Annotated in this window: 10 protein-coding genes; all 10 read left to right on the top strand. The window is 64.4% G+C overall.

From position 1 onward, the window contains the following. The first annotated feature begins 17 nt into the window (after positions 1–17). Positions 18–1106, top strand: a complete 1089-nt coding sequence (locus tag BW970_RS01805) for a BMP family ABC transporter substrate-binding protein (protein ID WP_076529152.1) — start codon at positions 18–20, stop codon at positions 1104–1106. A gap of 274 nt (positions 1107–1380) precedes the next feature. Continuing rightward, entirely contained in the window at positions 1381–4842 is a 3462-nt protein-coding gene (locus BW970_RS01800) for a pyruvate carboxylase (protein WP_076528120.1), read from the top strand. 434 nt (positions 4843–5276) lie between these two features. Beyond that, on the top strand, positions 5277–6239 hold the full coding sequence (gene mdh / locus BW970_RS01795) for a malate dehydrogenase (protein ID WP_076528118.1): 963 nt from the start codon (positions 5277–5279) through the stop codon (positions 6237–6239). A gap of 79 nt (positions 6240–6318) precedes the next feature. Then, positions 6319–6888: a hypothetical protein gene (locus BW970_RS01790; protein WP_076528116.1), complete on the top strand. Its 570-nt coding sequence runs from the start codon at positions 6319–6321 to the stop codon at positions 6886–6888. Between the two features lie 21 nt (positions 6889–6909). Then, positions 6910–7878 (top strand): hypothetical protein, encoded by a 969-nt coding sequence (locus BW970_RS01785; protein WP_076528114.1) that lies wholly within the window; start codon positions 6910–6912, stop codon positions 7876–7878. A gap of 176 nt (positions 7879–8054) precedes the next feature. After that, on the top strand, positions 8055–9248 hold the full coding sequence (gene sucC, locus BW970_RS01780) for an ADP-forming succinate--CoA ligase subunit beta (protein ID WP_076528112.1): 1194 nt from the start codon (positions 8055–8057) through the stop codon (positions 9246–9248). A 2-nt stretch (positions 9249–9250) separates the two neighbouring features. Continuing rightward, positions 9251–9727, top strand: a complete 477-nt coding sequence (locus tag BW970_RS01775) for a hypothetical protein (protein WP_076528110.1) — start codon at positions 9251–9253, stop codon at positions 9725–9727. A 78-nt stretch (positions 9728–9805) separates the two neighbouring features. Further along, positions 9806–10690 (top strand): succinate--CoA ligase subunit alpha, encoded by an 885-nt coding sequence (sucD, locus tag BW970_RS01770; protein WP_076528108.1) that lies wholly within the window; start codon positions 9806–9808, stop codon positions 10688–10690. A gap of 198 nt (positions 10691–10888) precedes the next feature. Then, complete coding sequence (locus BW970_RS01765; protein WP_076528106.1) at positions 10889–13855, top strand: 2-oxoglutarate dehydrogenase E1 component; 2967 nt, start codon at positions 10889–10891, stop codon at positions 13853–13855. 1 nt (position 13856) lies between these two features. Then, complete coding sequence (gene odhB, locus BW970_RS01760) at positions 13857–15089, top strand: 2-oxoglutarate dehydrogenase complex dihydrolipoyllysine-residue succinyltransferase (RefSeq protein ID WP_076528104.1); 1233 nt, start codon at positions 13857–13859, stop codon at positions 15087–15089. The last annotated feature ends 37 nt before the right edge of the window (positions 15090–15126 follow it).

Below are 15126 nucleotides of genomic sequence, written 5' to 3'. Positions count from 1 at the left end.
AACAGGGAGACTACATGATGTTCCGCAGAACCCTTCTCGCCTCGGCGGCACTTGGGCTTGGCCTTGCCTTCGGGGGCGCCGCTGCCGCTGCCGGCATGGACAAGGTCAAGGCCTGTTTCGTCTATGTCGGCCCCATCGGTGATGGCGGCTGGACCTTCCAGCATGATCAGGGCCGCCTCGATGCGATGGCGGAATTCGGCGACAAGCTGGAAACCATGTATCAGGAATCGGTTCCCGAAGGCGCCGATGCCGAACGCGTGCTGACCCAGATGGCCCTTTCGGGCTGCAATATCGTCTTCACCACCTCGTTTGGCTACATGGACCCGACCAACACGGTGGCGGCGAAATTCCCGAACGTGAAGTTCGAACACGCCACCGGCTACAAGCGCGATCATGCCAACGTCTCGACCTATGATGCGCGCTTCTACGAAGGGCGTGCGGTGATCGGCCATATCGCGGGCAAGATGACCAAGTCGAACAAGATCGGCTATATCGGATCCTTCCCGATCCCAGAGGTGATCCAGGGCATCAACAGCTATTTCCTGCATGCCCGCAAGGTGAACCCGGATGTCGAACTGTCGGTGGTCTGGGCCTACACTTGGTTCGATCCGGCCAAGGAGGCCGATGCCGCCAAGGCGCTGATCGAACAGGGCGTCGATGTGATCGCGGCGCATACCGATTCCACCGCACCGCTGGCCGAAGCGCAGAAGGCGGGCAATGTGGTCGGCTTTGGCCAGGCGTCCGACATGGCCGCTTACAAGCCCAGCCCGCGCGTGGCGTCGATCATCGACAACTGGGGGCCCTATTACATCAAGCGCATCGGCGCGCTGCTGGATGGCACCTATGAGCAAACCGCAAGCTGGGCCGGTATGCCCGAAGGCGAAGTCGTGATCGGCGAGATCACCGAGGCCGTCCCCGCCGATGTCAAGGCCGAGGCCGAGGCGATGATCGCCGCGATCACCGATGGCAGCTATCACCCGTTCACCGGCCCGATCAAGAAGCAGGACGGTTCGGACTGGCTGAAGGAGGGTGAAGTGGCCGACGACGGCACGCTGGCCGGCATGATGTTCTATGTCGAAGGCATCAAGGGCGACATTCCCAAATAAGCGACCCGGCGCGTCCGGTCAGGTGGCCCCGTATCCTTGGATGCGGGGCCGTTTTCATGCGCAAACGGCGCAATGGGGGGACTGCCCCCCCTCGTGGCCCGATGGCGGGTTCCGCCCGAGGTCTCTGGATCGGCGCGCACAGCTGTTGGCGCGAAGGTCTGTGAATGTCCGGGATCCGGTCAGAAAATCTTGCCAATTGTAACAGTTTCGTCTTGCGCTGCACTGCGGCGTCGCTAGTCTTCGCCCCGAACCGAGCACCGGTAGAGGGAGCACCATGGCCGAGTTCCGCAAGATCCTTGTCGCCAACCGGGGGGAGATCGCCATTCGCGTGATGCGCGCGGCGAACGAGCTGGGCAAAAAGACCGTGGCGGTCTTTGCCGAAGAAGACAAGCTGAGCCTGCACCGTTTCAAGGCCGACGAGGCCTATCGGATCGGCGAAGGGCTGTCGCCGGTGGGTGCCTATCTGTCGATCCCCGAGATCATCCGGGTGGCCAGGATGTCGGGGGCGGATGCCATTCACCCCGGTTACGGCCTGTTGTCCGAGAACCCGGATTTCGTCGAGGCCTGTGCGGCGGCCGGGATCACCTTTATCGGGCCGCGGGCCGAAACGATGCGCGCGCTTGGCGACAAGGCAAGCGCGCGGCGGGTCGCGATCGAGGCGGGCGTGCCGGTGATTCCGGCGACCGAAGTGCTGGGCGAGGATTTCGCCGCGATCCGGGCCGAGGCCGGGGCGATCGGCTATCCCTTGATGCTGAAGGCAAGCTGGGGCGGTGGCGGGCGCGGGATGCGCCCGATCCTGGCCGAGGACGAGTTGGAGGCCAAGGTCCGCGAAGGGCGGCGCGAGGCCGAAGCCGCCTTTGGCAATGGCGAGGGCTATCTGGAAAAGATGATCCAGCGCGCCCGGCATGTCGAGGTGCAACTGCTGGGCGATACCCACGGCGGGCTGTATCACCTGTACGAGCGGGACTGTTCCGTCCAGCGGCGCAACCAGAAGGTGGTGGAACGCGCCCCTGCCCCCTATCTGACACAGGCGCAGCGGGCCGAGATCTGCGAACTGGGGCTGAAGATCGGCCGCGCAGTCGGCTATCAGAACGCAGGCACGGTCGAGTTCCTGATGGATATGGACAGTGGCCGGTTCTATTTCATCGAGGTGAACCCGCGGGTGCAGGTGGAACATACCGTCACCGAACAGGTCACGGGCATCGACATCGTGCGCGCCCAGATCCTGGTGGCAGAGGGCAAGACCCTGGCCGAGGCGACAGGCACCCCCGAACAAGGCGAGGTGCGGCTGAACGGCCATGCCATCCAATGCCGGGTGACAACCGAGGATCCGCAGAACAACTTCATCCCCGACTATGGCCGCATCACCGCCTATCGCGGGGCAACGGGCATGGGGATCCGGCTGGATGGCGGCACCGCCTATTCCGGGGCGGTGATCACGCGCTATTATGACAGCCTGCTGGAAAAGGTCACCGCCTGGGCCCCCACGCCCGAAATGGCGATTGCCCGGATGGACCGCGCCTTGCGCGAATTCCGCATCCGGGGCGTGGCCACCAACATCGACTTCGTCATCAACCTGCTCAAGCACCCGGTGTTCCTGTCGAACCAGTATACGACCAAGTTCATCGACACGACGCAGGATCTGTTCAACTTCAAGCGCCGACGCGACCGGGCAACCAAGATCCTGACCTATATTGCCGACATCACGGTGAACGGGCATCCCGAAACCGCCGGACGGGCCAAACCGGCCGAGGCGCGCACGCCCAGACCGCCCGCCTTGCGGGCCGAACCGGCGCCGGGCACCGCCGATCTGTTGCGCGATCATGGCCCCAAGGCGGTGGCCGACTGGATGCTGACACAAAAGCGGGTGCTGATCACCGACACCACCATGCGCGATGGCCACCAGTCGCTGTTGGCAACGCGGATGCGCAGCCTGGACATGATCCGGGTGGCCCCAGCCTATGCGGCCCATCTGCCGCAGCTATTCAGCATGGAGTGCTGGGGGGGGGCCACCTTTGACGTGGCCTATCGGTTCTTGCAGGAATGCCCCTGGCAGCGCCTGCGCGACCTGCGTGCGGCGATGCCCAACCTGATGTTGCAGATGCTGCTCCGCGGTGCGAATGGCGTGGGCTACACGAATTACCCCGACAATGTGGTGCAGAGCTTTGTCCATCAGGCGGCGGACACCGGGATCGACGTGTTCCGCGTGTTCGACAGCCTGAACTGGGTGGAAAACATGCGCGTCGCCATGGATGCGGTGCTGGAAACCGGCAAGGTTCTGGAAGGCACGGTCTGCTATACCGGCGACATGCTGGACCCGGACCGGGCAAAGTACGACCTGAAGTATTACGTCGGCATGGGCAAGGAACTGCGCGACGCGGGCGCCCATGTGCTGGGACTGAAGGACATGGCCGGCCTGCTGAAGCCCGCCGCCGCGCGGATCCTGATCCGGGCGCTGAAGGAAGAGGTGGGCCTGCCCGTCCATTTTCACACGCATGACACGGCAGGCATCGCCAGCGGCACCATCCTGGCCGCTGCCGATGCCGGGGTCGATGCGGTGGATTGCGCCATGGATGCCTTGTCGGGCAACACCAGCCAGGCCACCCTGGGAACCGTGGTCGAGGCGCTGAAGGGCGCCGAGCGCGATACCGGGCTGGACATGGAGGTGATCCGCGAGATCTCGGATTACTGGGAGGCGGTGCGCGGCCAGTATGCGGCGTTTGAATCCGGGATGCAGGCGCCGTCGTCCGAGGTCTATCTGCACGAGATGCCGGGGGGCCAGTTCACCAACCTCAAGGCGCAGGCGCGCAGCCTGGGGCTGGAAAGCCGCTGGCACGAGGTGGCCAAGACCTATGCCGATGTGAACCGGATGTTCGGCGATATCGTCAAGGTCACGCCCTCGTCCAAGGTGGTGGGGGACATGGCGCTGATGATGGTGGCGCAGGGCCTTAGCCGGGCACAGGTCGAGGATCCGGGTGTCGAGGTCGCCTTTCCCGATTCGGTCATCGACATGATGAAGGGCAATCTGGGCCAGCCCCCCGGCGGCTGGCCGGCCGCGATCCAGAAGAAGGTGCTCAAGGGCGAGACCCCCTTTACCGATCGCCCCGGCCGCCATGCTGCCCCGGTGGATCTGGAGGCAACGCGGGCCGAACTGCTGGACAAGGTGCGCGCCGCCGCAGGCGAGGAGGCCGAGACCGAGACCATCGACGGCGAGGATCTGAACGGATATCTGATGTATCCCAAGGTGTTCATGGACTATCGCGCGCGGCACGCGATCTATGGGCCGGTGCGGGTTCTGCCGACGCGGACCTTCTTTTACGGGATGGAACCGGGCGAGGAGATCACGGCGGAAATCGACCCTGGCAAGACGCTGGAGGTGCGGCTGCAAACCGTAGGCGAGACCACGGATGACGGCGAGGTCAAGGTGTTCTTTGAGCTCAACGGCCAACCCAGGGTGATCCGGGTGCCGAACCGTTCGGTCAAATCCGCCACCGCCCGGCGCCCCAAGGCGGCGGATGGCAATGCTGCCCATATCGGCGCACCGATGCCGGGATCCATCGCCTCTGTCGCGGTCGCTGTCGGACAGAAGGTGGCGGCGGGCGATCTGTTGCTGACCATCGAGGCGATGAAGATGGAAACCGGCCTTCATGCCGACCGGGCCGGGACGGTCAAGGCGGTGCATGTCACCCCCGGTGCCGGGGTCGAGGCCAAGGATCTGCTGATCGAGCTGGAGTGAGGGGGACGGCGGGGGCCGCAGCCCCCGCACCCCCGCCTCAGGAGGGCTGTCTGCCCTCCTGAGAACCACCCGAGGGTATTTCGGGCAAGATGAAATCCCGCCGCCGCATCGCCTGTGTCAGGGTCATCCTGGGGACGAGGGGCGCCGTGCGGTTGGCGATGGCAGCCCGGTGCAGATGCCGCGCATCCTGCCGCCAGGGTCAGAATCGGAGCGGCGGCGGCCTGTCGTGTCGGGGCGATGGGGCGGCGCGTTGCCCTTGTGGGAGGCGGAGCGGGGCATGGACGTGCCGCGACTTCGTGCAAAGTGCCGCGCGGGCCGGTTTTCGCGCAAACGATCACATCCTGCGGCAGCGCCGGTCACGGCCGGGCTTGCGCCGCGCGCGCGAGGGGCTTAAGCCCTTGCCCGTAAGTCACCCTCAACCGGAGAGGACCACCATGGCCAGACCCAAGATCGCGCTGATCGGCGCGGGCCAGATCGGCGGCACGCTTGCCCATCTTGCTGCACTGAAGGAACTCGGCGACATCGTGCTGTTCGACATCGCCGAAGGCACCCCCCAAGGCAAGGCGCTCGACATTGCGCAATCCGGTCCTTCCGAAGGGTTCGACGCGGGCCTCAAGGGCGCCAACAGCTATGAAGACATCGCGGATGCCGATGTCTGCATCGTCACGGCCGGTGTGCCGCGCAAGCCGGGCATGAGCCGCGACGATCTGCTGGGGATCAACCTCAAGGTGATGAAGTCGGTCGGCGAAGGCATCAAGCAATATGCCCCGAACGCTTTTGTCATCTGCATCACCAACCCGCTGGATGCGATGGTCTGGGCGCTGCGCGAATTCAGCGGCCTGCCGCACAACAAGGTCGTCGGCATGGCCGGTGTGCTGGATTCGGCGCGGTTCCGCCATTTCCTGTCGCTGGAATTCGGCGTGTCGATGAAGGATGTCACCGCCTTTGTGCTGGGGGGCCATGGCGACACGATGGTGCCGCTGGTCCGTTATTCGACCGTTGCGGGCATTCCGCTGCCCGATCTGGTTGCCATGGGCTGGACCACGCAGGAAAAGATGGATGCCATCGTTCAGCGTACCCGTGACGGCGGCGCGGAAATCGTTGGCCTGCTGAAAACCGGCTCGGCCTTCTACGCTCCGGCGACCAGCGCGATCGAGATGGCGGAAAGCTATCTGAAGGACCAGAAGCGCCTGCTGCCCTGCGCGGCCTTCGTCAAGGGCGCCTATGGGCTGGACGGCATGTATGTCGGCGTTCCGACCGTGATCGGCGCCAATGGCATCGAGCGGATCGTGGACATCAAGCTCAACAAGGACGAGCAGGTGATGTTCCAGAAATCCGTCGATGCGGTGAAGGGGCTCGTGGATGCCTGCAAGGGCATCGACCCGTCGCTGGCCTGACACCAGCCATCGGTGACAGCGGTATGGGGCGCAACCTTTGGTTGCGCCCTTTTGCATGACATGCCAGCATCCGTGCATAATGCGCTCCCTGTTCACCCTGGCCCTGATACCGATGATCACCGCCTGCATGGCCCCGACCGGCGGATCCGACCGGCTGGAACTGGCAAACATGCGGCCCTGGAACATCGTGCCTGCCAGTTCGGCTGCCCGTCTGGCCGGCATGTTCGAGCGGGTCTGCCTGGACGGCCCGGCCCCGCCAGAGGCCGCCGCGCGGCTGTTGCGCAGCGCCGATTATGTCGAAGTGCCCAGTCGTGTGCCGCGGGCGATCCGCAGCTTTCTGGTCGACGACAGTCGCCCGGCCGTGATGCTGGCGGCCGACGGGACAGCTTGCGCCGTTGCGGCACAGGCGCGCACCGGACAGACAGAGCGGATTCGCGGGTTGGTTGCCCAGAAGTATCCGGCCGCGCGCGCCCTGTCGCCAGCGGGCACCGGGCCAACGGTGGACGAGGGGTGGTCGTTGGGTGCGGGTCAGGGCATTGTGCTGCTGCGCCGCGTGATCCGGCCGGGTCGGCCATCGGAGCTGATCGTGATCCATCAGCGCGATCCGGGCGTAGAGGCAGGGCTGGCAATCACGCGCCGGCCCGTCTAGCCTTCCAGAACACGCACCAGCATGGCCCTTATCTTGACCGATCCGCTTTCCCCGCTTTCCGCGCGTTTTCGACCCGGTCCGCAGGCCAGCCCGATGCCGCCCGGTCTGGACCGCATCCGCGCGATCTGTGAGGCGGAGGGCGGGTTCTGGCTGGAGACCGATCACCACGTGCTGTGCCATCGGCCTGGAACCGGGCGGCTGGTGGTCAGCTTTGACAACCTGTCATCCGACCGCGAAACCTCGTTCCGCAAGCCCTTTGGCCATGATCTGATCGTCGCGCAGGGCTGGGGCAATCTGGGTGTCATCGCCAAGCGCAAGGACTGGTTCCAGTGCCCGATGCTCAAGGAGGCCATGGTCGCGGTGGCCGGGGCGGGGCTTTATACGCGCTATCCTGCGGTCAGCTTTTATGGCGCCTCGATGGGGGCATTCGGTGCGGCGGTGTTCGCCGGTCTGGCACCGGGGGCAGTGGTGTTGGCCTTTGCCCCCCAATCCACCTTGCGGCCCAGGCTGGTGCCGTTCGAAGGCCGGTATCGCTATGGCCGCAGTCTTGGGGACTGGAGTGGCGAGTTCACCGATGCGGCCCGCAGCATACGCAGCGCGCACCGGGCCTATGTGCTGTATGACCCCTGCCTTATCGAAGACAGGCTCCATGCCGCGCGCCTGACTGGCCCACAGGTGATGCATATTCCGCTGCGCCATTTCGACCACAAGCTGCCGCCGATGCTGTTGCGGATGGGCATCCTGAAGGAACTCACCCTGCTTGGTCTGCGCGGGGATCTGGAGCTGCCGGTGGTGCATCGCATGTTGCGGCGGCGGCGCGATGCCATCCCCTATGTGCTGTCGGTGCTGACTGCGGCCAGGGCGCGCGGTCACGGTCGGCTGGCGCTGGCGGCGGCCCAAAGCGTCGCGCAACGGGTGGACAACCACCGCCTGCGCGCCCTGCGCCGGGAACTGGCGAGTGAGCTTGGCGCCACCTCATCGCCCGCCTGAGATGCTGCGGCGCGGCATCGTGACGGCGATCCGCCTGTTGTGATCACAAGGAAAAATCGTGTGATCACAACAGGCGGATTTCTGCCGGATCTCCTGCAAATTCACCCGATTCCGGTTTGTTGCCGCGCCCGGATGTGCGATGACGCCCCCAAATCCAACCAGGACGGGACGACGTCATGAACATCCACGAATATCAGGCCAAGGCGCTGCTGCGCAGCTACGGGGTTCCGGTTTCGGATGGCCGCGCAGTGCTGCGCGCCGAGGAAGCCAAGGCCGCCGCAAGCGAGATGGCCGGGCCGCTCTGGGTCGTCAAGGCGCAGATCCATGCCGGCGGCCGCGGCAAGGGCAAGTTCAAGGAAGCCGAAGCCGGTGAAAAGGGTGGCGTCCGTCTGGCGAAATCCGTGACCGAAGCTGCCGAGATGGCACAGCAGATGCTGGGCCGCACGCTGGTCACGCATCAGACCGGCCCGGCGGGCAAGCAGGTCAACCGCATCTACATCGAAGATGGCAGCGACATCAGCCGCGAGTTGTATCTGGCGCTGCTGGTCGATCGCCAGACCAGCCGCGTGTCCTTTGTCGTCTCGACCGAAGGCGGCATGGACATCGAGGAAGTCGCCGCGCATACCCCCGAGAAGATCGTCAGTTTCTCGGTCGATCCGGCCACCGGCATTCAGCCCTATCATGGCCGCAAGGTTGCCTTTGCCCTGGGTCTGGAAGGCAAGCAGGTCAAGCAATGCGTTGACCTGATCGGCAAGATCTACAAGGCGTTCGTCGAGAAGGACGCCGAGATGATCGAGATCAACCCGCTGATCGTGACCACCGATGGCGATCTCAAGGCGCTGGATGCGAAAGTGGGCTTTGACAACAACGCCCTGTACCGCCAGCCCGACATCCTGGCGCTGCGTGACGAGACCGAGGAAGACCCCAAGGAACTCGCCGCCTCGAAGTTCGATCTGAACTACATCGCGCTGGATGGGGAAATCGGCTGCATGGTGAACGGCGCCGGTCTGGCCATGGCCACGATGGACATCATCAAGCTGTTCGGGGCCGAACCGGCCAACTTCCTGGATGTCGGCGGCGGCGCCACCAAGGAAAAAGTCACCGAGGCGTTCAAGATCATCACCTCGGATCCGAACGTCAAAGGCATTCTGGTCAACATCTTTGGCGGCATCATGCGCTGCGACATCATCGCCGAGGGCATCATCGCTGCGGTGAAAGAGGTTGGCCTGCAAGTGCCGCTGGTCGTGCGTCTGGAAGGTACGAACGTCGATCTGGGCAAGAAGATCATCGCCGACTCGGGTCTGAACGTCATCGCGGCGGACGATCTGTCGGATGCGGCGAAAAAGATCGTCGCGGCGGTCAAGGGCTGAGCATGATGGCGCGCGGCGCGATGCTTGTGGGTATGTGCGGGGCGATGGGCCTTGCGGGTTGCGCGGGGTCGGCGGTGCCGGATTCCGCAACCGGCACCTCGTCGGCGCTGGCCACCGAAGCCGTTGCCGTCGCGCGCCTGTGCCTGGACCAAGGGCTTGCGCCCGCGCCCGTCGTCCAAGGGTTGCAGGTCCGTGGCTATGTGGCGCGCGTGCCATTGTCGCCCGTCCTGTCGCCTGCCGATACGGAACTGCGGCTTGGCATACTGCCCCAAAGCCCCTGCACGATTCACGTCGAGCGGACCTATGCCAAACTGGTGGCCCGCGCGATGGAAAACGAACTGCGGGGCCAGGGCTTTGGCAAGACCGATACGCGCAATGTCTGGACCGACGGCCCCCGTCGCATCCGGATGGAGCGTAGCACGATCCGCACCGCCCGCTATGTCGAGAACAACGTCGCCATCAGCCTGTCGCCGGGCTGAGCACACCAGAACGCGCGGCCCTGCCGCATATGCATGATCACGGGGCCATGTCCCCGCCAGAACATAAGGAACGTCACGATGGCAGTCCTCGTCGACAAGAACACCAAAGTCATCTGCCAGGGCATCACCGGCAGCCAGGGCACCTTTCACACCGAACAGGCCATCGCCTATGGCACCCAGATGGTCGGCGGCGTGACGCCGGGCAAGGGCGGCTCCAGCCACCTCGGCCTGCCGGTCTTCAATTCGGCCCATGAAGCGGTCGAGAAAACCGGCGCGAATGCCTCGGTGATCTATGTGCCGCCGCCCTTTGCGGCCGACTCGATCATGGAAGCGATCGACGCCGAGATCGAGCTGATCGTCTGCATCACCGAAGGTATCCCGGTTCTGGACATGATGAAGGTCAAGCGCGCGCTGCTGAACAGCAAGTCGCGGCTGATCGGGCCGAACTGCCCCGGCGTGATGACACCCGGCGAATGCAAGATCGGCATCATGCCCGGCAACATCTTCTCGCGCGGGTCGGTCGGCGTCGTGTCGCGCTCCGGCACCCTGACCTATGAGGCCGTGAAACAGACGACCGATGTCGGCCTTGGCCAGTCCAGCGCCGTGGGCATCGGCGGCGACCCGATCAAGGGCACCGAACATATCGACGTGCTGGAGATGTTCCTGGCCGATCCGGAAACCACCTCGATCATCATGATTGGCGAAATCGGCGGTTCCGCCGAAGAAGAAGCCGCGCAGTTCCTGGCCGACGAAAAGAAAAAAGGCCGCTGGAAACCCACCGCAGGCTTTATCGCAGGCCGGACCGCCCCCGCAGGCCGCCGCATGGGCCATGCCGGTGCCATCGTCTCGGGCGGCAAGGGCGACGCAGAATCGAAGATCGAGGCCATGAAATCGGCCGGAATCGTGGTGGCCGACAGCCCGGCGGGCCTTGGCGAAGCCGTGCTGAAAGCGATCAAGGGCTAAGACCATGCACCACAGGCTTGCAGCGGCAGGACAGCATCGCGGGATCTTTCCGGCCCCGCGCCCTGCCCGCTGCCGGACCTGTGCATCGCCCCGTGATATCATCGTCGCGCCCCTTGGGGCGCGTCTCCCGTCAAGGTCCGCGACCAGCGCCTTGGCCCCTGTCCCTGCCGATACGGCCCCGCCCGTCTGAGGTATGCCATGACCGAACATTCTTCGAACAGCCAGTTCCATGCCTCGTCCTTCATGGACGGCGCCAACGCCGATTACATCGACCAGATGGCGGCGAACTTTGCCCGTGATCCCGCGTCGGTCGACGCCTCGTGGGCGGAATTCTTCCGCGCCATCGGCGAAAGCCCGGTGGATGCCGAACGCGCCGCCGCCGGCCCGAGCTGGGCGCGCACCGACTGGCCGCCTGCGCCCGCCGATGACCTGACCGCCGCGCTGACCGGCGAATGGCCGCTGGTGCCCAAAGAGGCCCGTGGCGCTGGCAAGAAGATCGCCGACAAGGCCGCCGAATCCGGGGCTGCCGTCAGCGAGGCGCAGATCCAGCGCGCCGTGCTGGATTCGATCCGCGCGATCATGCTGATCCGGGCCTATCGGATCCGGGGCCATCTGGCCGCCGATCTCGATCCGCTGGGGATGCGCGACGAAACCAACCACCCGGAACTGGACCCGAAATCCTATGGCTTCACCGAAGCCGACATGGACCGCCCGATCTTCATCGACAATGTGCTGGGCCTCACCCATGCCTCGATGCGCCAGATCGTGGATATCGTGAAGCGCACCTATTGCGGCACCTTTGCGCTGCAATACATGCATATTTCCGACCCCGAACAGGCCGCCTGGCTGAAAGAGCGGATCGAGGGCTATGGCAAGGAAATCACCTTCACCCGCCAGGGCCGCAAGGCGATCCTGAACAAGCTGGTCGAGGCCGAGGGCTTTGAAAAGTTCTGCCATGTCAAGTTCATGGGCACGAAACGCTTTGGTCTGGACGGCGGCGAGGCGCTGATCCCGGCGATGGAACAGATCATCAAGCGCGGTGGCGCGCTGGGGGTCAAGGACATCGTGATCGGAATGCCGCACCGTGGCCGGTTGTCGGTCTTGGCCAATGTGATGGGCAAACCCTACAAGGCCATCTTCAACGAATTCCAGGGCGGCAGCTTCAAGCCCGAGGATGTCGATGGGTCTGGCGATGTGAAATACCACCTCGGCGCCAGTTCCGACCGCGAGTTCGACGGCAATGTCGTGCACCTGTCGCTGACCGCCAACCCCAGCCACCTGGAGGCCGTGAACCCGGTCGTCCTGGGCAAGGTGCGCGCCAAGCAGGATCAGATGAACGACACCGAACATCGCATTGCGGTGCTGCCGATCCTGCTGCATGGCGATGCGGCCTTTGCTGGCCAGGGCGTGGTTGCAGAGTGTTTCGGGCTGTCCGGGCTGAAAGGCCATCGCACCGGCGGAACGATGCATATCGTGGTGAACAACCAGATCGGGTTTACCACAGCACCGCATTTCAGCCGCTCGTCGCCCTATCCGACCGACATCGCCCTGATGGTCGAGGCGCCGATTTTCCACGTCAACGGGGACGACCCGGAGGCCGTGGTCCATGCGGCCCGCGTCGCCACCGAATTCCGCCAGAAGTTCCACAAGGACGTGGTGCTGGACATCTTCTGCTACCGCCGCTTCGGTCACAACGAAGGCGACGAGCCGATGTTCACCAACCCGGCGATGTACACCCGGATCAAAAAGCACAAGACCACGCTGCAACTCTATACCGAGCGTCTGGTCGCCGATGGCCTGATCCCGGAAGGCGAGATCGAGGATATGAAGGCCGCGTTCCAGGCCCGCCTGAACGAGGATTTCGAGGCCGCCAAGGACTACAAGCCGAACAAGGCCGACTGGCTGGACGGCCGCTGGAAACACCTGGGCCGCGAAAAGGACGATTACGAAGCCGGTTCCACCGCGATTTCGCCAGAGACCTTTGCCGAGGTCGGCGCTGCCCTGACCCGCGTGCCAGAGGCTTTCGACATCCACAAGACGGTTGCCCGCCAGTTGGAAGCCAAGAAAGCCATGTTCGAGACCGGCAAGGGCTTTGACTGGGCCACGGCCGAGGCGTTGGCCTTCGGCTCGCTGGCGGTCGAGGGGTATCCGGTGCGCCTTTCGGGCCAGGATTGTACCCGCGGCACATTCAGCCAGCGTCATTCGGCCTTCATCGACCAGAAGACCGAAGAACGCTATTACCCGCTGAACAACATCCGCGAGGGGCAGGCGCGTTACGAGGTCATCGACTCGATGCTCTCGGAATATGCGGTGCTGGGCTTTGAATATGGCTATTCGCTGTCCGAACCCAACGCGCTGGTGATGTGGGAGGCGCAGTTCGGCGACTTTGCCAACGGCGCGCAGATCATGTTCGACCAGTTCATCAACTCGGCTGAATCGAAATGGCTGCGGATGTCGGGGCTGGTGATGCTGCTGCCGCATGGCTTCGAAGGTCAGGGGCCGGAACATTCCAGCGCCCGCCTGGAACGCTTCCTGCAACTGTCGGCCCAGGACAACTGGATCGTCGCCAACTGCTCGACGCCTGCGAACTATTACCACATCCTACGTCGGCAGATTCACCGCAGCTTCCGCAAGCCGCTGGTGCTGATGACCCCCAAGTCGCTGCTGCGCCACCCGATGGCGGTGTCAAAGGCCGAAGAGTTCACCACCGGCTCCAGCTTTCACCGCGTGCTGTGGGACGATGCGCAATACGGCAACAGCGATCTGGCACTGAAGCCCGACGCCGAAATCAAGCGCGTCGTGATCTGTTCGGGCAAGGTTTACTATGACCTGCTGGCCGAACGCGACAAGCGCGGCGCCGACGATGTGTATCTGCTGCGTCTGGAACAGTTCTACCCCTTCCCGGCCATGTCGATGATGAAAGAGCTGGAGCGGTTCAAGACCGCAGAGATCGTCTGGTGCCAGGAAGAGCCCAAGAACCAGGGCGGCTGGACCTTTGTCGAACCCAACCTCGAATGGGTGCTGACCCGTATCGGCGCGAAACACGCGCGCGCCACCTATGTCGGCCGCACCGCCTCTGCCTCGCCTGCCACGGGCCTGGCCTCCAAGCACAAAGCTGAACAGGAAGCCCTCGTGAACGAGGCGCTGACCATCGAAGGAAAGTAAGATGAGCATCGAAGTTCGCGTCCCCTCCCTGGGCGAAAGCGTCACCGAGGCCACCGTCGCCACCTGGTTCAAGAAGCCGGGCGATGCGGTGGCGCAGGACGAAATCCTGTGCGAGCTGGAAACCGACAAGGTGTCGCTGGACGTTCCGGCGCCCGCCGCCGGTGTGCTGGCAGAGATTCTGGCACCCGACGGCACCACCGTGGCCGCCAACGCCCTGCTGGCCATGATCAGCGAAGGCGGCGCCGCAGCCGCCCCCACGCCGAAAAAGGACGACAAGGCGGACAAGGCAGAGGCCGTCGGCTCGCCCGGCGCAGGCCCCGAACAGGTCGTCCCGCGGTCGGATGTCGAGGATGCGCCCTCGGCCAAGGTCGCCATGGCCGAAGCCGGCCTCACCCGTGATCAGGTCACGGGCACCGGCCGCGATGGCCGCGTGATGAAGGACGATGTGGCCACCGCAGTCGCGGCCATGAAATCGGCGCCCGCCCCCAGCTCCGCGCCCGCAGCGCCGCGTGCGCCTGTGGCCGCCGATGACGCCAGCCGCGAAGAGCGCGTCAAGATGACCAAGCTGCGCCAGACCATCGCGCGCCGCCTGAAAGAGGCGCAGAACACCGCCGCCATGCTGACCACGTATAACGAAGCGGACATGTCGGGCATCATGGAGCTGCGCAACGAGTTCAAGGACTCGTTCGAAAAGAAGCATGAGGTCAAGCTGGGCTTTATGTCCTTCTTCGTGAAGGCCTGCTGCCATGCGCTGAAGGAAGTCCCCGAGGTCAACGCCGAAATCGACGGCACCGATGTGGTCTACAAGAACTTCGTCCATATGGGCGTGGCTGTGGGCACGCCGTCGGGCCTGGTGGTGCCGGTGGTGCGCGATGCTGATCAGATGAGCTTTGCCGGGATCGAGAAGAAGATCGCCGAACTGGGCGCCCGCGCCCGTGACGGCAAGCTGACCATGGCCGAAATGCAGGGCGGCAGCTTCACCATCTCGAACGGCGGGGTCTATGGCTCGCTGATGTCCTCGCCGATCCTGAACCCGCCGCAATCGGGGATCCTGGGAATGCACAAGATCCAGGACCGCCCCGTGGTGGTCAAGGGCCAGATCGTCATCCGCCCGATGATGTATCTTGCCCTGTCCTACGATCACCGGATCGTGGACGGCAAGGGCGCCGTCACCTTCCTCGTGCGCGTGAAAGAGGCGCTGGAGGATCCGCGCCGCCTGCTGATGGATCTGTAATGAGATGAACAACCACAGTGCCACAGACATGTGTCTG

The sequence above is a fragment of the Gemmobacter megaterium genome (genome assembly GCF_900156815.1).
Taxonomy (GTDB): Bacteria; Pseudomonadota; Alphaproteobacteria; order Rhodobacterales; family Rhodobacteraceae; genus Wagnerdoeblera; species Wagnerdoeblera megaterium.
The sequence above is the reverse complement of the archived record's forward strand: the minus strand, read 5'-3'. Positions and strand labels throughout refer to the sequence as shown.